This window comes from Salmonella sp. SAL03688 (assembly GCF_046551895.1).
GTDB classification, from domain to species: Bacteria; Pseudomonadota; Gammaproteobacteria; order Enterobacterales; family Enterobacteriaceae; genus Salmonella; species Salmonella enterica.
This window is the reverse complement of sequence record NZ_JBGDVI010000006.1, coordinates 77,227-95,192: the sequence shown is the minus strand read 5'-3', so window position 1 is coordinate 95,192 and position 17,966 is coordinate 77,227. Positions and strand designations below refer to the sequence as shown.

13 protein-coding genes and 2 other RNA genes are annotated in these 17,966 nt (G+C 53.1%); 9 read left to right on the top strand and 6 right to left on the bottom strand.

The features are described from left to right. Positions 1-27: 27 nt before the first annotated feature. Complete coding sequence (gene kdsA, locus ACLJR2_RS08270; RefSeq protein WP_000811046.1) at positions 28-882, top strand: 3-deoxy-8-phosphooctulonate synthase; 855 nt, start codon at positions 28-30, stop codon at positions 880-882. Between the two features lie 53 nt (positions 883-935). On the opposite strand, the gene chaA is transcribed toward kdsA, so the two are convergent. After that, a complete protein-coding gene (chaA, locus tag ACLJR2_RS08265) occupies positions 936-2,036 on the bottom strand; it encodes a sodium-potassium/proton antiporter ChaA (protein WP_000148418.1) in 1,101 nt (366 codons plus the stop codon). 266 nt (positions 2,037-2,302) lie between these two features. Here chaA and chaB point away from each other — a divergent pair, with 266 nt between their 5' ends. Further along, complete coding sequence (gene chaB / locus ACLJR2_RS08260) at positions 2,303-2,533, top strand: putative cation transport regulator ChaB (protein WP_001146392.1); 231 nt, start codon at positions 2,303-2,305, stop codon at positions 2,531-2,533. Positions 2,534-2,612: 79 nt separating this feature from the next. Here chaB and ACLJR2_RS08255 read toward each other — a convergent pair whose 3' ends face one another. Next, positions 2,613-2,966: a DsrE/DsrF/TusD sulfur relay family protein gene (locus ACLJR2_RS08255; RefSeq protein ID WP_001179794.1), complete on the bottom strand. Its 354-nt coding sequence runs from the start codon at positions 2,964-2,966 to the stop codon at positions 2,613-2,615. Between the two features lie 176 nt (positions 2,967-3,142). Between ACLJR2_RS08255 and ACLJR2_RS08250 the strand changes: the two genes are divergently transcribed. Beyond that, a complete protein-coding gene (locus ACLJR2_RS08250; protein WP_001116346.1) occupies positions 3,143-4,567 on the top strand; it encodes a YchO/YchP family invasin in 1,425 nt (474 codons plus the stop codon). Here the strand turns inward: ACLJR2_RS08250 and narL are convergent, their stop codons facing one another. Both narL and narX read right to left on the bottom strand, forming a co-directional pair. Then, positions 4,568-5,218 (bottom strand): two-component system response regulator NarL, encoded by a 651-nt coding sequence (gene narL / locus ACLJR2_RS08245; protein WP_001064598.1) that lies wholly within the window; start codon positions 5,216-5,218, stop codon positions 4,568-4,570. It abuts the gene before it with no gap. Beyond that, positions 5,211-7,007, bottom strand: coding sequence for a nitrate/nitrite two-component system sensor histidine kinase NarX (gene narX, locus ACLJR2_RS08240; protein WP_000476244.1), 1,797 nt, complete (start codon positions 7,005-7,007; stop codon positions 5,211-5,213). The genes narL and narX overlap by 8 nt, the downstream gene beginning before the upstream one ends. A 340-nt stretch (positions 7,008-7,347) precedes the next feature. On the opposite strand from narX, the gene narK reads away from it, so the two are divergent. The 6 genes from narK to ACLJR2_RS08210 all read left to right on the top strand — a co-directional run bounded on the left by narK (position 7,348) and on the right by ACLJR2_RS08210 (position 17,563). After that, positions 7,348-8,745 carry a nitrate transporter NarK gene (gene narK / locus ACLJR2_RS08235; protein WP_000019848.1) on the top strand — a complete coding sequence of 466 codons (1,398 nt, stop codon included), beginning with the start codon at positions 7,348-7,350 and terminating at the stop codon, positions 8,743-8,745. Positions 8,746-9,132: 387 nt separating this feature from the next. After that, positions 9,133-12,876 carry a nitrate reductase subunit alpha gene (locus ACLJR2_RS08230; RefSeq protein WP_000032871.1) on the top strand — a complete coding sequence of 1,248 codons (3,744 nt, stop codon included), beginning with the start codon at positions 9,133-9,135 and terminating at the stop codon, positions 12,874-12,876. Next, positions 12,873-14,408 carry a nitrate reductase subunit beta gene (narH, locus tag ACLJR2_RS08225; RefSeq protein ID WP_000702629.1) on the top strand — a complete coding sequence of 512 codons (1,536 nt, stop codon included), beginning with the start codon at positions 12,873-12,875 and terminating at the stop codon, positions 14,406-14,408. Before ACLJR2_RS08230 ends, narH begins: the two co-directional genes overlap by 4 nt. Continuing rightward, complete coding sequence (gene narJ, locus ACLJR2_RS08220; RefSeq protein WP_000571667.1) at positions 14,405-15,115, top strand: nitrate reductase molybdenum cofactor assembly chaperone; 711 nt, start codon at positions 14,405-14,407, stop codon at positions 15,113-15,115. Before narH ends, narJ begins: the two co-directional genes overlap by 4 nt. Continuing rightward, entirely contained in the window at positions 15,115-15,792 is a 678-nt protein-coding gene (narI, locus tag ACLJR2_RS08215; protein WP_000545594.1) for a respiratory nitrate reductase subunit gamma, read from the top strand. Before narJ ends, narI begins: the two co-directional genes overlap by 1 nt. A gap of 241 nt (positions 15,793-16,033) precedes the next feature. Then, on the top strand, positions 16,034-17,563 hold the full coding sequence (locus ACLJR2_RS08210) for a tetratricopeptide repeat protein (protein ID WP_001212708.1): 1,530 nt from the start codon (positions 16,034-16,036) through the stop codon (positions 17,561-17,563). Between the two features lie 102 nt (positions 17,564-17,665). Here ACLJR2_RS08210 and ACLJR2_RS08205 read toward each other — a convergent pair. Both ACLJR2_RS08205 and ACLJR2_RS08200 read right to left on the bottom strand, forming a co-directional pair. Next, a non-coding RNA gene (locus tag ACLJR2_RS08205) (RtT sRNA) lies at positions 17,666-17,796 on the bottom strand. Between the two features lie 50 nt (positions 17,797-17,846). After that, a non-coding RNA gene (locus ACLJR2_RS08200) (RtT sRNA) lies at positions 17,847-17,966 on the bottom strand.

Below are 17,966 nucleotides of genomic sequence, written 5' to 3'. Positions count from 1 at the left end.
TTTTACCTATAAGTGTAAGGCGATCCTATGAAACAAAAAGTGGTTAACATTGGCGACATTAAGGTGGCAAATGACCTGCCGTTTGTGCTGTTTGGCGGTATGAACGTGCTGGAGTCACGCGATCTGGCAATGCGCATTTGTGAGCACTACGTAACCGTTACCCAGAAGCTGGGTATTCCTTACGTGTTCAAGGCCTCTTTTGATAAAGCCAACCGTTCCTCTATTCACTCTTACCGTGGGCCGGGTCTGGAAGAAGGGATGAAAATCTTCCAGGAACTCAAGCAGACATTTGGCGTAAAAGTGATCACTGACGTCCATGAAGCCAGCCAGGCGCAGCCTGTTGCTGATGTGGTTGACGTGATTCAGCTCCCGGCGTTTCTGGCGCGCCAGACCGACCTGGTGGAAGCGATGGCGAAAACCGGCGCTGTGATTAACGTGAAAAAGCCGCAGTTCGTAAGCCCGGGTCAGATGGGCAATATCGTGGATAAGTTCCATGAGGGTGGTAACGATAAGGTGATTCTGTGCGATCGCGGCGCGAACTTCGGTTATGACAACCTGGTGGTGGATATGCTGGGCTTTAGCGTGATGAAAAAGGTCTCCGGCAACTCGCCAGTGATTTTCGACGTCACCCACGCGCTGCAATGCCGCGACCCATTTGGCGCCGCCTCTGGTGGTCGTCGAGGTCAGGTGACCGAGCTGGCGCGCGCCGGTATGGCTGTCGGTCTGGCGGGCCTGTTCCTGGAGTCGCATCCGGACCCGGCTAACGCGAAGTGCGACGGTCCTTCCGCGCTGCCGCTGGCGAAACTGGAGCAGTTCCTGACCCAGATAAAAGCGATTGATGATTTGGTGAAAAGCTTCGACGAGCTGGATACCGAGAACTGATTGCGGTTTTTAGCTTGTGTAGGCCGGATAAGATACTATCCGGCTTTTTTATATCAGGCAAAAATCGTCATCAGATAGGCGGCAAATAAAGCCAGATGCGCCGCGCCGTTTAGCACGTTGGTGCGTCCGGTAGAGAACGAAATATGGCACAGCACTAACGAGGCCACCATCACTACCATTTCCGGCGCGCCTAAACCAAATACCAGATCATTACCTGTCGCCCAGGCGATGAGCGTGACGACCGGCACGGTTAATGAAATCGTCGCCAACACCGATCCGAAGAACAGATTCATTGCCCGCTGAACCTGATTATTCAGTACCGCCTTCAGCGCACCCAGTCCTTCCGGCGAGAGAATTAACAGCGCGACCAGGAAACCGGTAAAGGCGACCGGGGCGTTCATGCTGGTCAGCAACGCCTCCAGCGGGCTGGCATTCATTTTGGTAACGGCAATGACCGCAATTAAATGAATGAGTAACCAGACCGTATGCCAACCGCTACTGTGCGCGGAGGGTTTACCGTGGTGTGGATTGTCATCATCGCCTTCATCTTCATGTTCATAGATAAATAAGCTCTGGTGCGTTTTGGTTTGAATCAACAAAAATACGCCGTACATCGCGGCGGAAATTAACGCGACCAATAATGCCTGACCGGTAGAGAAATTGGCTTGCGGCAATGCCATTGGAAAAACCAGCACAATAATCGCCAGCGGAAACAGCGCGATAAGATACTGCTTAATCCCAAATAAATTCATATATTGCGTTGCGAATTTACGCCCGCCCAACAACAACGAGAAACCGACCAGTCCCCCGGTGACAATCATAATAATAGAGTAGAGCGTATCGCGCATAAGCGTTGGCGCAGCATCGCCGGTAGCCATCAGCGCTGAAATTAAACTCACCTCAAGAATAACGACGGACAGGCTTAAAATAAGCGATCCATAGGGTTCGCCGAGTCGATGCGCTAATACATCGGCATGACGGACCACGCTAAATGCGCTGCTTAAAATACCAATAAGTGCAAGGATATTGATGCCAATAACCACTGGTAGTGACTGGCTGCTTCCCCAAAGGAACAGCACTACCAGCGCAAGAACCGGGAAAATAAGCGAAGTCTCCTTATGGCGGGTTTTCACCGCCTCACAGGCATGTGTCATGAGGGTCTCCCTTGTGCAGGTGTTAATATTTTGGAAAGAGTAAAGAAGGTAAAAATAGCAGAAATTTGTATTTTTTTAGTGGTTTTTTACGTAGTTTTACGGCGTAGACGATTTTTTTCTTTCAAGGTCAGTAAAACAACGATCTTGTTTTAACAGTGTTTAAATAACAAAAAGTTAATTTCCGTAAAAAGCAAAAATCCTCCTCGACTGGCGTAATAACGCATTGTTTACCACACTTAATGTTTTCCCTGAAGACGGAGGCGCTGATGCCGTATAAAGCCAAAAGTGATTTACCCGATAATGTGCGGAATGTTCTTCCAGCCCATGCCCAGGACATTTACAAAGAAGCCTTTAATAGCGCCTGGGAGCAATATAAAGATAAAGCCGATCGTCGTGATGACGCCAGCCGCGAGGAAACCGCACACAAAGTCGCCTGGGCGGCGGTTAAAAACGATTATGAAAAAGGCGAGGATGATAAATGGCATAAGAAAAAATAAACGCGGTATTACTCGCATGTTAGCCTGATTTTCTTGCTGGAAGTCTATCCTGACGCGGGAGCTTTTCCCGCGTACAGATTTAAAATGTCAGCACTTTGTCCGCCGCCAGCGTCCATTGCGCCAGCTCGACCAGCGTTCCGATTTCCACACCGTCAATCAGCGGCAGGGGAGTGATACCACGTCCGTCCGCACAGGTTTTGCATAATTTTACCGGTACGTTTTGCGCGGTCAGAATTTCCAGCATTTGCTGAATATTGTAGCCTTCGGCTGGTTTTTGACCGCGTAACCCTGCGGTTACGGCATCTGACATCAAAAACAGGCGTAAATCGAGATGGCTTTCCTGCTCGCGCAGCGCAATGGCCAGACGCAGGCTATTAAATAATGATTCGCTGCCGTAGGCGGCGCCGTTAGCGATAATGACGATATTTTGCATGGATAACCCTTCTCCTTGAGAAATTTTGTCGGCAATGGCGTTATGTTACCTCGGGAACCGGGTACCGCCAAATGCGTGGATAAAATCCCGGGACGCTCTGCGGAAAAAATAAGGATATTCCTGGAAGCACGAGAAAAGGCTGCAAAACCTGTCCGGACACGTTATGGTTTACTCTGATGCCATTCCTCTTATCTTTTGTTGTAGAAGTTGCCGACACGTTGAGCCGTATTGTTTTTCGTTCATTCTCACTCTCGCTTCTCTTGCTGGCTGCCAGCGGTACGATCCATGCGCAGGCGCAAGACCCTTTCACGCAAAACCGTCTGCCGGATTTAGGCATGATGCCGGAATCCCACGAAGGGGAAAAGCATTTTGCCGAGATGGCCAAAGCGTTTGGCGAAGCCAGCATGAAAAATAACGATCTGGATACCGGTGAACAGGCGCGGCAATTCGCTTTCGGACAGGTACGCGATGTGGTCAGCGAGCAGGTTAACCAGCAGCTTGAAAGCTGGCTATCAGCCTGGGGCAGCGCCAGCGTGGATATTAACGTCGATAACGAAGGTCATTTTAACGGCAGTCGCGGAAGCTGGTTTATCCCTTTACAGGATAAACAGCGCTATCTGACCTGGAGCCAGCTTGGTCTTACGCAACAGACTGACGGACTGGTAAGCAACGTTGGCATAGGACAGCGCTGGGCGCAGGATGGCTGGCTTCTTGGCTATAATACCTTTTACGATAATCTGCTGGATGAAAATCTGCAGCGCGCCGGCTTTGGCGCGGAGGCGTGGGGAGAATATTTGCGTTTATCCGCCAACTATTATCAGCCTTTTGCCGACTGGCAGACGCATACGGCGACCTTAGAACAGCGAATGGCGCGCGGATATGATATCAACGCGCAAGTGCGGCTGCCGTTTTACCAGCATATCAATACCAGCGTTAGTCTGGAGCAGTACTTTGGCGATAGCGTGGATCTGTTTGACTCCGGAACGGGGTATCACAATCCTGTCGCGTTAAAACTGGGTCTCAACTATACGCCAGTACCTTTGCTTACCGTGACCGCCCAGCACAAACAGGGCGAGAGCGGGGTCAGTCAGAATAACCTGGGACTGACGCTGAACTACCGCTTCGGCGTGCCGCTCAAAAAGCAGCTTGCCGCCAGTGAAGTGGCGCAAAGCCAGTCATTACGCGGTAGCCGCTATGATACGCCGCAACGTAACTCGCTGCCGACAATGGAGTATCGGCAGCGTAAAACGTTAACGGTTTTTCTGGCGACGCCGCCCTGGGATCTTACGCCTGGTGAGACGGTTGCGTTAAAATTGCAGGTGCGCAGCGTGCACGGTATTCGTCATTTGAGCTGGCAGGGCGATACACAGGCATTAAGTTTGACGGCAGGAACGGACACCCGCAGTACCGAGGGCTGGACAATCATTATGCCGGCCTGGGATCACCGCGAAGGCGCGGCAAATCGCTGGCGTTTATCGGTGGTGGTTGAAGATGAAAAAGGTCAGCGTGTCTCTTCCAATGAGATCACGCTCGCGCTGACTGAACCGTTTATCACGATGCCGGACGATAATCCGCATTGGCAACCGTTCCAGGAGCAATAATTAAAAGATGCGTTCCTGATGTACCCAGACGGCGGCCTCCACGCGCGATTTCAGCTTCATTTTCTTGAGCATATGTTTCACGTGCACTTTGACCGTACTTTCGGTGATATCCAGACGTCGGGCAATCATCTTATTCGGCAATCCCTGCGCGATGAGCTTCAGAATATCGCGCTCACGCGGGGTGAGTTGCGTTACATCGCGATCGGTGGTGGCGCGGTTGGCCCGCAGGCTGGCCGCCAGTACCGGCGTTAACGCTTCACTTAATACCATTTCGCCGGCGGCGGCCTGTTGTAACGCTTTGAGCAAGTCCTCCGGCTCCATGTCTTTCAACAGATAACCGTCCGCGCCGCGCTTTAGCGCCGTGACGACATCTTCTTCATGGTTGGATACGCTGAAAACGACAATACGTCCTGACAGCGCTTTTTCGCGTAATTTATCCAGCGTTTCGAGACCATTCATTCCCGGCATATTCAAATCAAGGAGGATCAGATCGGGATCGAGCGATTCCGCCAGGTCAATACCCTGCTCACCGTTGCTGGCTTCTCCGACCACGCTGATATCGGGCGCCATACTCACAAGCTGCTTTACACCCGTGCGTAGCATCGGATGGTCGTCAATTAACAGGATGGTTGCCGGTTCCTGATTATTCATGGGTATCTCCCTGGGTTTCTGTGAAGTTTGTTTCTGGAATAAAAGTAACAGTGACCTCTGTTCCGCCAGTCTCGCGTCGGCGTACCTGGCAATCGCCGCGCAAACTTTGCGCCCGATCGCGCATGATGATCATGCCGTAGTGATTACTGCGTTCGGCGTTTTCCGGGACGCCGCAGCCATTATCCTGCACTTTTAGTTTGACCTGTTTGCCACATTGCGTCACTGTCACCACCACATCGTCGGCATGAGAGTGTTTAAGGGCGTTGCTGAGGGCTTCCCTGGCAATTTGCAACAGGTGTATCGCCTGGTGTGAAGGCACCAGGCGGGGGGGAAGCTGATAATCCAGTTTTACCGTAAAGCCAAACCGGGCGCTGAACTCCTGGCAGCTTGCCTCCAGCGCCGGACGTAGCCCGGGTTCCGTCAACTGTAATCGGAAAGTGGTTAACAGTTCGCGCAGTTGCGCCCAGGAGCAGTTTAGCTCATTGCGAATTTGGCTGAGTAACTCACGGCTGCTTTCCGGTAACACGTCGCCCTGCATTTGCAGGCAGCTCACCTGCATCTTCATACAAGAGAGCGACTGGGCAATAGAATCATGCAGTTCGCGGGCAATGGTGGCACGCTCTTCCATGACAATCAACTGCTGCTGGCGCTCCTGATGCCTGTCGAGCGCCAGAGTCGCGGTAAGCTGTTCAACCAGCGTGTCCACCAACTGTTGCTGATCGTGGCTGAGATGGCGTCCATAGGGCAGCGTCGCCAGCAAAATACCGTATTGGGTGTGAGAGTCGGTGAGCCGCCATTTTAAGGTGGTGCCGCCGTTAATCATCGGCAGGGCGCTACGTGGGCAAAGGTGGCAGCCTTTATCATCGCAACTGATGTCCGACTGACAGGTAAATTCCTGGTGATTATCTTCATCTTCCAGGTCATAGACTCGCAGCTCAATATCATGCAACTGGGTTAAATTTTGCAGGCCATTCAGTACCGGTGAAAGACGCTCACATAGCGGAGCCTGTGAATGCAGTCGGCGGTTGGCTTGCCACAAAAACGAGAGAATCTGGTTTTTATGTTCCAGACCGGCTGTTTTTTCCTGTACGCGCTGTTCCAGTACCGCATAACTTTCGGCCAGTTCTTCAGACATATTATTGAGCGCAGAACCCAACGCGGCCATCTCATTGCGTCCACTGATATTGGCACGTTGGGTAAAGTCGCGCTGACTGACGGCGCGCGCCATTGATAATAACTGTTTCCAGGGCTGCAAAAGGCGAACACGTAGCCAGATAATCGTAAATACCAGCAATAGCGCCATAAAGATCGCCATTACCCGGTGAACTAATACCACGCGTTCGATACGCAATTCAGTAGTATGGTCGAACGACGTCACCAGGCGATCCAGGCCCGCCACAAAGCGCGTGACATCTTCTGCGACCGCGTGCGCGTTTTGCGCGTGCTGTAGTCCTGGCGAGAGTTCGTTATGCCAGTAATCCTGCAACGCTTTAAGCTGCTTTTGCTGCCCGTCTCGCTCAGCGGCGCGGGTCAGTTCCGGGCTGAATGCCGTTTGCTCCATCTCATCCAGCAGCTTTTGATCTTTAGCATCCAGCGGGACAGCGGCCAGTAGTCGATAGCTTTGCATACGCAATGAGCCCGCTTTATTAATCGCATGAGCGCTACCCTGTACGCCCTGAACCAGCCAGCCGGAAACCGCCATCCCCGCCACGCCGATAGCGGTAGAGAGCATGACAATCAGCGCCAGTTGGTTAACCAGCGTAAGAGGAGAGAAACACCGTTTAAACATGTTACCTTCTTTCTTCGGGGTAATGTCGCCGAAAAAACGTAGCAAAAAAGAGGGGCGTCAATCGGCTGTGCCGCTATTCTCAACGATACAGCGGAGTATACCCATACCTATAACGAGTTACTCCTTAATTGCCGCCGTAGAGAGGTATCTGCGACGGGAAGGAGTAGACAGACACAGCATGGTGAAAAACCACAGCTTTTTTACCAAAATAGCCTACTCATTAAGGATAATAACGCTTTTTAGTCGCCGGTGATGACGACTTTTCCTTTGATTTATATCAACTTACCTTCGGCAGTAAACCCTAATGTGGCAGACATCAAATCAAGAATCAGAGGTGTCTATGAGTCACTCATCCGCCCCGGAAAGGGCAACTGGCGCTGTTATCACGGAATGGCGTCCGGAAGATCCGGCGTTCTGGCAGCAGCGCGGCCATCGTGTCGCCAGCCGTAATTTGTGGATTTCTGTCCCGTGTTTACTGCTGGCGTTTTGCGTCTGGATGCTATTTAGCGCAGTGGCGGTAAATCTGCCGAAAGTGGGATTTAATTTTACGACCGATCAGCTCTTTATGTTGACTGCGCTGCCATCTGTTTCCGGCGCGCTGCTACGGGTGCCTTACTCCTTTATGGTGCCGCTATTTGGCGGACGTCGCTGGACAGCGTTCAGTACCGGTATCCTCATCGTGCCTTGCGTATGGTTAGGCTTTGCCGTTCAGGATACCAGTACGCCATTTAGCACTTTCATTATTATTTCCTTGCTGTGTGGTTTTGCCGGCGCGAACTTTGCCTCCAGTATGGCGAACATCAGCTTTTTCTTTCCTAAACAAAAGCAGGGCGGCGCGCTGGGTCTGAACGGTGGTCTGGGCAATATGGGCGTGAGCGTGATGCAGCTGGTTGCGCCGCTGGTGGTTTCGCTCTCTATCTTTGCCGCCTTTGGCAGCCACGGTGTAGAGCAGCCGGACGGTTCTCAGCTCTATCTGGCGAACGCAGCCTGGATTTGGGTGCCTTTCCTGGCCATTTTTACGCTGGCGGCGTGGTTCGGCATGAACGAACTGGCGACGTCTAAGGCCTCGCTAAAAGAGCAACTGCCGGTGCTCAAACGTGGTCATCTGTGGATCATGAGTCTGCTGTATCTGGCGACCTTCGGATCGTTTATCGGTTTCTCCGCGGGGTTCGCTATGCTGTCTAAAACGCAATTCCCGGATGTGCAAATCCTGCATTATGCGTTTTTCGGTCCGTTTATCGGCGCGCTGGCGCGTTCGGCAGGCGGCGCAATTTCTGACCGTCTGGGGGGGACTCGCGTCACGCTTATCAACTTTGTCCTGATGGCGATTTTCAGCGGTCTGCTGTTCCTGACATTACCTACTGGCGGCGTTGGCGGTAGCTTTATCGCGTTCTACGGGGTATTTCTGGCGCTGTTCCTGACGGCTGGGCTGGGGAGTGGTTCTACCTTCCAGATGATCTCCGTTATCTTCCGTAAACTGACGATGGACCGGGTTAAAGCGGAAGGCGGGTCGGACGAAAGAGCCATGCGTGAAGCGGCGACCGATACGGCGGCGGCGCTGGGCTTTATTTCCGCGATTGGCGCGATTGGCGGCTTTTTTATTCCGAAAGCGTTTGGTTCATCTTTAGCATTAACCGGTTCGCCAGTCGGCGCGATGAAGGTCTTTCTTATTTTCTATATCGCCTGCGTCGTTATTACCTGGGCGGTATATGGACGTCATTCTAAAAATAAAAAGTAACTTTTGATTATCCTTTGCGCGGCGTTAGACCGCGCTTTTTTTTACCTGCATTTAGTTACAACATACTTATAGTCAAAAAGAGAGGCTCGACAGGGCTGACCACGCTCATCTTTATCGGTCATCCAGGGGGATACCCCTTAATACCCACTTGTTGAAAATTTAACATTCATATCGTGCGTAAATTTAATTTTATGTAATTAAATCAGTAATATATATAAATAAAACTCATCCTCCAAAAGGAGTATGCAGGAGGTTTGCGCGCCATTTGCATCCCTGTCAGCCTTGATCGTTATCAATTCTCACGCCCATTCAGCGCGTTACCTTCGCCCTTAGTTAAGCAATGTCGATTTATCAGAGAGCCGTAAGGTTCCACACAGGAGAAACCCGATGAGTAAATTCCTGGACCGGTTTCGCTACTTCAAGCAGAAGGGCGAAACCTTTGCCGATGGGCACGGCCAGCTTCTCGAAACAAACCGGGACTGGGAGGACGGATACCGCCAACGTTGGCAGCATGACAAAATTGTGCGCTCAACCCATGGGGTGAACTGCACCGGTTCTTGTAGCTGGAAAATTTATGTCAAAAATGGTCTGGTGACCTGGGAAACACAGCAAACCGATTACCCGCGCACCCGTCCTGATATGCCAAACCATGAACCTCGCGGCTGCCCGCGCGGGGCAAGTTACTCCTGGTATCTCTACAGCGCTAACCGACTGAAATATCCGCTGATGCGCAAACGTCTGATGAAGATGTGGCGCGAGGCGAAAAAACTGCATCGCGATCCGGTAGAGGCATGGGCCTCCATCATTGAAGATGCCGATAAAGCCAAAAGCTTCAAACAGGCGCGAGGTCGTGGCGGCTTTGTTCGCTCCTCATGGCAGGAAGTGAACGAGCTGATCGCCGCTTCCAACGTGTACACAGTGAAAACCTATGGCCCTGACCGCGTCGCGGGCTTCTCACCCATCCCGGCGATGTCGATGGTCTCCTACGCTTCCGGCGCACGTTATCTTTCACTGATTGGCGGTACCTGCCTGAGCTTCTACGACTGGTACTGCGACCTGCCGCCAGCCTCCCCGCAAACTTGGGGCGAGCAGACCGACGTGCCGGAATCCGCTGACTGGTACAACTCCAGCTATATTATCGCCTGGGGCTCTAACGTGCCGCAAACCCGTACGCCGGATGCCCACTTCTTTACCGAAGTACGTTACAAAGGCACTAAAACCGTCGCGGTGACGCCGGACTATGCCGAAATCGCCAAACTGTGCGATCTGTGGCTGGCGCCGAAGCAGGGGACCGATGCGGCGATGGCGCTGGCGATGGGCCACGTCATGCTGCGCGAATTCCACCTCGACAACCCGCGCCAGTACTTCAGCGATTATGTCCGTCGCTATACCGACATGCCAATGCTGGTGATGCTTGAAGAGCGTGATGGTTATTATGCCGCAGGTCGTATGCTGCGCGCTGCCGATCTCGTTGATTCGCTGGGGCAGGAAAATAACCCGGAATGGAAAACCGTCGCCATTAACAGCAACGGTGAAATGGTGGCGCCAAACGGTTCAATTGGTTTCCGCTGGGGCGAAAAAGGCAAATGGAACCTCGAACAGCGCGACGGGACTACCGGTGCAGAAACTGAATTGCAGCTCAGCTTGCTGGGCAGCCAGGATGAGATTGCTGACGTGGGCTTCCCGTATTTCGGCGGCGAAGGTTCAGAGTACTTTAATCATGTGGCGCTGGATAACGTCCTGCTGCACAAATTGCCGGTTAAACGTCTGCAACTGGCCGATGGTTCTACCGCGTTAGTCACCACCGTGTATGACCTGACCATGGCGAACTATGGTCTGGAACGCGGCCTGAACGATGAAAATTGTGCCGCCAGTTATGATGATACCAAAGCATATACGCCAGCATGGGCCGAGCAGATCACCGGCGTGCCGCGGGCGCAGATCATCCGTATCGCACGGGAGTTCGCCGATAACGCGGACAAAACGCACGGGCGTTCAATGATTATCGTTGGCGCCGGTCTGAACCACTGGTATCACCTCGATATGAACTATCGCGGGCTGATCAATATGTTGGTGTTCTGTGGTTGCGTTGGTCAGAGCGGCGGCGGCTGGGCGCACTACGTCGGCCAGGAAAAACTGCGCCCGCAAACCGGCTGGCAGCCGCTGGCGTTTGCCCTTGACTGGCAGCGTCCGGCGCGTCACATGAATAGCACCTCTTACTTCTATAACCACTCCAGCCAGTGGCGCTACGAGACGGTGACCGCCGAGGAATTACTGTCGCCGATGGCGGACAAATCCCGCTATAGCGGCCATCTGATTGACTTCAATGTGCGCGCCGAACGTATGGGCTGGTTGCCGTCGGCACCGCAGTTAGGCACTAACCCGCTGTACATTGCGCGTGAAGCGGAAAAAGCCGGTATGACGCCGGTAGATTATACCGTCAAATCCCTGAAAGAGGGTTCGATTCGCTTTGCCGCCGAGCAGCCGGAAAACGGTAAAAACCACCCGCGTAACCTGTTCATCTGGCGTTCTAACCTGCTTGGGTCTTCCGGTAAGGGCCATGAGTACATGCTGAAATATCTGCTGGGTACTGAGCATGGTATTCAGGGGCTGGATCTGGGGAAACAGGGCGGTGTGAAGCCGGAAGAAGTGGAGTGGCGTGACAATGGCCTGGACGGCAAACTGGATCTGGTGGTGACGCTGGACTTCCGCCTGTCGAGCACCTGCCTGTACTCCGATATCGTACTGCCGACCGCCACCTGGTATGAAAAAGACGATATGAATACCTCGGATATGCATCCGTTTATTCATCCGCTGTCTGCCGCCGTAGATCCGGCCTGGGAATCGAAAAGCGACTGGGAAATCTACAAAGGCATTGCGAAGAAATTCTCCGAAGTCTGTGTAGGCCACCTGGGTAAAGAGACTGACGTCGTGACGTTGCCGATCCAGCACGATTCTGCCGCTGAACTGGCGCAGCCGCTGGACGTGAAAGACTGGAAAAAAGGCGAATGCGATCTGATTCCAGGGAAAACCGCGCCGCACATCATGACCGTCGAGCGCGATTACCCGGCGACTTACGAACGCTTTACCTCTATCGGCCCGCTGATGGAGAAAATCGGCAACGGCGGGAAAGGGATTGCCTGGAACACGCAAAGCGAAATGGACTTGCTGCGTAAGCTCAATTACACCAAAGCGGACGGTCCGGCGAAAGGCCAGCCGATGCTCAACACGGCGATTGACGCGGCAGAAATGATCCTGACGTTAGCGCCGGAAACCAACGGTCAGGTGGCGGTGAAAGCCTGGGCGGCGCTGAGCGAGTTTACCGGTCGCGACCATACGCATCTGGCGACCAATAAAGAAGAAGAGAAAATCCGCTTCCGCGATATTCAGGCCCAGCCGCGCAAAATTATCTCCAGCCCGACCTGGTCTGGTCTGGAAGATGAGCACGTTTCTTATAACGCCGGTTATACCAACGTTCACGAGCTGATCCCGTGGCGTACGCTGTCTGGTCGCCAACAGTTGTATCAGGATCACCAGTGGATGCGCGACTTCGGCGAAAGTCTGCTGGTGTATCGCCCACCGATCGACACCCGCTCGGTGAAAGCGGTGATGGGGCGTAAATCCAACGGTAATCCGGAGAAGGCGCTCAACTTCCTGACGCCGCACCAGAAATGGGGTATCCACTCGACCTACAGCGATAACCTGTTGATGCTGACCTTGTCGCGTGGCGGCCCGATTGTATGGATGAGCGAAACCGACGCCAAAGATCTGGGCATTGAAGATAACGACTGGATCGAAGTCTTCAACAGCAACGGCGCATTGACCGCACGCGCAGTGGTCAGCCAGCGTGTACCGGCGGGCATGACCATGATGTACCACGCGCAGGAACGTATCGTAAACCTGCCGGGGTCGGAAATTACCCAGCAGCGCGGCGGTATTCATAACTCGGTGACGCGCATTACGCCGAAACCGACCCATATGATCGGCGGCTATGCGCAGTTAGCCTACGGCTTTAACTACTACGGTACCGTCGGCTCCAACCGCGATGAGTTTGTGGTGGTACGTAAGATGAAGAACATTAACTGGTTGGATGGCGAAGGCAATGACCAGGTACAGGAGAGCGTAAAATGAAAATTCGTTCACAAGTCGGCATGGTGCTGAATCTCGATAAGTGCATCGGCTGTCATACCTGTTCAGTGACCTGTAAAAACGTCTGGACCAGTCGCGAAGGTATGGAATACGCGTGGTTCAACAACGTAGAAAGTAAGCCTGGCGTTGGTTTTCCGAATGACTGGGAAAATCAGGAAAAATGGAAAGGCGGCTGGATCCGCAAAATCAACGGCAAACTACAGCCGCGCATGGGCAACCGGGCGCTGCTGCTGGGTAAAATCTTCGCTAACCCGCATCTGCCGGGTATCGACGACTACTACGAGCCGTTTGATTACGACTACCAGAACCTGCATACCGCGCCGGAAAGCAAACATCAGCCGATCGCGCGTCCACGCTCGCTGATTACCGGCCAGCGGATGGACAAAATTACCAGCGGGCCAAACTGGGAAGAGATTCTGGGCGGCGAGTTCGAAAAACGCGCTAAAGACCAGAACTTCGAAAACATGCAGAAGGCGATGTACGGCCAGTTCGAAAACACCTTCATGATGTACCTGCCGCGCCTGTGCGAGCACTGTCTCAACCCGGCGTGCGTGGCGACCTGCCCGAGCGGTGCTATCTACAAGCGTGAAGAAGATGGCATCGTGCTGATCGACCAGGACAAGTGCCGCGGCTGGCGGATGTGCATCACCGGTTGCCCGTACAAGAAAATTTACTTCAACTGGAAGAGCGGCAAGTCCGAGAAGTGCATCTTCTGCTACCCGCGTATCGAAGCCGGTCAGCCGACCGTTTGCTCGGAAACCTGCGTGGGCCGTATCCGTTATCTTGGCGTACTGCTGTATGACGCCGATGCCATTGAAAGCGCCGCCAGTACGGAAAACGAAAAAGATCTGTACCAGCGTCAACTGGACGTGTTCCTCGATCCGAACGATCCGGCTGTCATTGAGCAGGCGCTGAAGGACGGCGTGCCGCAGAGCGTGATCGATGCGGCGCAACAATCGCCAGTGTACAAAATGGCGATGGACTGGAAGCTGGCGCTGCCGCTGCATCCGGAATACCGCACGCTGCCGATGGTCTGGTACGTGCCGCCTTTGTCACCGATTCAGTCTGCCGCCGACGCGGGTGAACTGGGCAGCAACGGTATTCTGCCGGATGTAGACAGTCTGCGTATCCCGGTGCAGTACCTGGCGAACCTGTTGACCGCTGGCGACACTCAGCCGGTACTGTTGGCGCTGAAACGGATGCTGGCGATGCGTCACTACAAACGTGCGGAAACCGTAGACGGTAAAGTGGATACCCGCGCGCTGGAAGAGGTGGGTTTAAGCGAAGCCCAGGCGCAGGAAATGTATCGTTACCTGGCAATTGCCAACTATGAAGATCGCTTCGTGGTACCAAGCAGCCATCGTGAACTGGCGCGTGACGCATTCCCGGAGAAAAGCGGTTGTGGTTTTACCTTCGGCGATGGTTGCCACGGGTCTGATACCAAATTCAATCTGTTCAACAGCCGCCGCATCGACGCTGTTGATGTGACCAGCAAAACGGAGCCGCACGCATGATTGAACTCGTCATTGTTTCGCGTCTGCTCGAGTACCCGGATGCTGCCCTGTGGCAGCATCAGCAGGAGTTGTTCGATGCGCTCGCGTCATCTGAGAACCTGGATAAAGAGGATGCCCAGACTCTGGGCGTTTTCCTGCGCGATTTAACCGCGCAGGACCTGCTGGATGTACAGGCCGCTTATAGCGAACTGTTTGACCGTGGCCGTGCCACATCGCTGCTGCTGTTTGAACATGTTCACGGGGAATCCCGCGATCGCGGTCAGGCGATGGTTGACCTGATGGCACAGTATGAGCAGCACGGTTTGCAGCTCGACAGCCGCGAACTTCCCGATCATCTGCCGCTGTATCTGGAATACCTTGCGCAATTGCCGAAAAGCGAAGCGTTAGGGGGTTTACAGGATATCGCGCCGATTCTGGCGCTGCTCAGCGCACGTTTGCAACAGCGTGACAGCCGTTATGCGGTGCTGTTCGATCTGCTGTTAAAACTGGCGAATACCGTTATCGACAGCGATAAAGTGGCTGAAAAAATTGCGAATGAAGCACGTGATGATACCCCGCAGGCGTTGGATGCGGTCTGGGAAGAAGAGCAGGTGAAATTCTTCGCCGATCAAGGGTGTGGCGAGTCGGAAATCTCCGCTCACCAGCGTCGTTTTGCCGGGGCCGTGGCGCCGCAATATCTGAATATCACCACCGGAGGACAGCACTAATGCACTTCCTGAATATGTTCTTCTTTGATATCTACCCGTACATTGCCGGATCGGTATTTCTGATCGGTAGCTGGTTACGTTACGACTACGGCCAGTACACCTGGCGGGCGGCTTCCAGTCAGATGCTGGATCGCAAAGGAATGAACCTGGCGTCAAACCTGTTCCACATTGGGATTCTGGGTATTTTCGCCGGTCACTTCCTGGGCATGTTAACGCCGCACTGGATGTATGAAGCTTTTCTGCCGGTCGACGTGAAGCAGAAGATGGCGATGATTGCCGGCGGCGCCTGCGGCGTGCTGACGCTGGTTGGCGGTATTTTACTGCTCAAGCGTCGTCTGTTCAGCCCACGTGTCCGCGCCACCACTACCGGTGCAGATATTTTGATTCTCTCATTGCTGGTGATTCAGTGCGCGCTGGGTCTGCTGACCATTCCGTTCTCCGCCCAGCATATGGACGGGAGTGAAATGATGAAGCTGGTCGGGTGGGCGCAGTCAGTTGTGACCTTCCACGGTGGCGCATCCGCACATCTGGACGGTGTGGCCTTTATCTTCCGTATGCACCTGGTACTGGGGATGACGCTGTTCCTGCTATTCCCATTCTCGCGCCTGGTGCATATCTGGAGCGTGCCGGTCGAGTATCTGACCCGCAAATACCAGATTGTACGTGCGCGTCACTGATTTTCTCTCGATGCCCTAAACTCCGCTTCGGCGGAGTTTTTTTATGGCTGTTTGCCGGAGTGCGGCATAAATGCCTTATCGACCGCCGCCTTGTTTCGTTTACAGCGGATCTGCCATGTCTGGCATCTGAATCCGTACTCTTTGTTTTTGGGTTTATTCAGCATCTGTGCGAGTTTTTTGTAAGCAGAAAAAGGATGATGCAGCATATAATCACGCCATAAACGACAATAAGGATAGTTGTATGCGTTTTTCATCAATTTTCAAAATAATAATATTAAATATATTTATTTCAAAAATGGCTCACGCTGCTGTCTGCGAGGAGCGCTATCCCGCCGACTCAGAAGAATGCCAGTACGTTCAGGAATTAGAGCAAAAAGCGGAACAAGGGGATGAAAGCGCGCAGTTCGCGCTTGGAAGCTGGTATGCGGAGGGGCGATATGTTAAGCCTGATTATAAACTAGCCATAAAATGGCTGGAGAAAGCGGGTAAACAAGGTTCTGATTTTTCCTATTTTATCCTTGGCTATCATTACAACTATGGTGAAAATTTTCCACTTAGTCGACAAAAAGCGCTGGAGTGGTATCGCAAGGCGGCAGAACTAGGGGATAGTAGTACGCAAGAAATCCTCGGTGACGCCTATATGTATGGCGATGGGTTTCCCCAAAATACCCAGCTAGCGCTGGAGTGGTATCGAAAAGCCGCCTCTCCAACCAATGATGCGGGCGTTGTCCGCGGCCAGGGTTCAGCTTCGTCAGCACAATTTAAGCTTGGAGTAATGTACGCCCACGGTCAGGGCGTCCCTCAGGATTATCAGCAAACGGCGATCTTGATGCGTAAAGCGGCGGAAAATATGTACTACCCCGCGCAACTTTATCTCGGCGTTGCCTATTTTTATGGTGAAGGCGTGCCTCAGGATTATCGTCAGGCAGTTTACTGGCTTAATGAAGGTATACCAAGCAGCTATACGCCAGGCCACATTCCGCTGAATGCGCTCTATGATAAAGCGCATCCCGCTGACCGGGTTCACTCTCAGACGTGGTATCGAAAAACAGCGCAACGCGTGATGGCAAAGGTACAGTACAATTTTGGCGTATGGTATTACAACGGTTATCACTTATTGAAAGATCACAACCTGGCGCTGGAGTGGTATCGCAGAGCCGCAGCGCAAGGATTGGCCGAGGCGCAGGATGCGATCGGCGTGATGTTTATGCAGGGTGAGGGCGTTTCTCAGGACTACCAACAGGCGCTGGCGTGGTATCGCAAAGCCGCTCGCCAGGGGCTGCCTGCTGCGCAAACGCATCTGGGCATCATGTCTGCATTTGGTCGCGGCGTCGCGCAAAGCGACAGACAGGCTATCGCATGGTATCGAAAAGCAGCAAAACAGGATTTTGCGAAAGCGCAATATCAGCTTGGCGTAGCATATAGCACGGGAAGAGGCGTGCCTGAAAATAGCCGGAATGCGCTGAAGTGGTACCTCAAAGCGGCAGAGCAGGGGTTTACTCCGGCACAATCAGCGCTTGGGGAAATTTATGCTCATGGGCGCCAGGGTGTGCCTAAAGATAATAAGCAGGCCTATATTTGGTATTACATGGCAAGTATATATACGGAAAAATCTAAGGATGATTGTTCAGCGCTCATTGCCGAAAGAAACCGACTCAAGGGAACGCTCACCCCAGATCAACTTAGCGAGACATATGCTGCCTTTGATCTCATCAGGCGAAAAATCAACCAATCAAAGGAGGCGAAAAAGATTGCCAGGAAGAAGTATTGATAAGATAGCCAATAAGCCATGGCGCCATGGAGCGCAGTCTGCCTGTGGGGTAAGGATACGGGGCAGTGCTGATTGATTTGAAATTGGTGCCTTATGAAGTAATGGTGGTGGGGGAAGGATGACTCAGCGCTGCGCGCTTCGCCCTTCGGGTCGTTGCCTGCGGCAACGCTTTCTCGCTGCGCTCGAATCGAACCTTAGTCGAAGCTTCTCATCCTTCCCCACATGGGTAGAATTATGACAAACCGATGTCGAATGAAGGTTAGATGCTTTCTGAAGATCATGATGGTGGTGGGGGAAGGATTACTCAGCGCTGCGCGCTTCGCCCTTCGGGTCGTTGCCTGCGGCAACGCTTTCTCGCTGCGCTCGAATCGAACCTTAGTCGAAGCTTCTCATCCTTCCCCAC

Excerpts from the sequence above, each read along its gene's own strand:
- kdsA (WP_000811046.1), top strand. The coding sequence starts at position 28 with ATGAAACAAAAAGTGGTTAACATTGGCGACATTAAGGTGGCAAATGAC.
- chaA (WP_000148418.1), bottom strand. The coding sequence starts at position 2,036 with ATGACACATGCCTGTGAGGCGGTGAAAACCCGCCATAAGGAGACTTCG.
- chaB (WP_001146392.1), top strand. The coding sequence starts at position 2,303 with ATGCCGTATAAAGCCAAAAGTGATTTACCCGATAATGTGCGGAATGTT.
- ACLJR2_RS08255 (WP_001179794.1), bottom strand. The coding sequence starts at position 2,966 with ATGCAAAATATCGTCATTATCGCTAACGGCGCCGCCTACGGCAGCGAA.
- ACLJR2_RS08250 (WP_001116346.1), top strand. The coding sequence starts at position 3,143 with ATGCCATTCCTCTTATCTTTTGTTGTAGAAGTTGCCGACACGTTGAGC.
- narL (WP_001064598.1), bottom strand. The coding sequence starts at position 5,218 with ATGAATAATCAGGAACCGGCAACCATCCTGTTAATTGACGACCATCCG.
- narX (WP_000476244.1), bottom strand. The coding sequence starts at position 7,007 with ATGTTTAAACGGTGTTTCTCTCCTCTTACGCTGGTTAACCAACTGGCG.
- narK (WP_000019848.1), top strand. The coding sequence starts at position 7,348 with ATGAGTCACTCATCCGCCCCGGAAAGGGCAACTGGCGCTGTTATCACG.
- ACLJR2_RS08230 (WP_000032871.1), top strand. The coding sequence starts at position 9,133 with ATGAGTAAATTCCTGGACCGGTTTCGCTACTTCAAGCAGAAGGGCGAA.
- narH (WP_000702629.1), top strand. The coding sequence starts at position 12,873 with ATGAAAATTCGTTCACAAGTCGGCATGGTGCTGAATCTCGATAAGTGC.
- narJ (WP_000571667.1), top strand. The coding sequence starts at position 14,405 with ATGATTGAACTCGTCATTGTTTCGCGTCTGCTCGAGTACCCGGATGCT.
- narI (WP_000545594.1), top strand. The coding sequence starts at position 15,115 with ATGCACTTCCTGAATATGTTCTTCTTTGATATCTACCCGTACATTGCC.
- ACLJR2_RS08210 (WP_001212708.1), top strand. The coding sequence starts at position 16,034 with ATGCGTTTTTCATCAATTTTCAAAATAATAATATTAAATATATTTATT.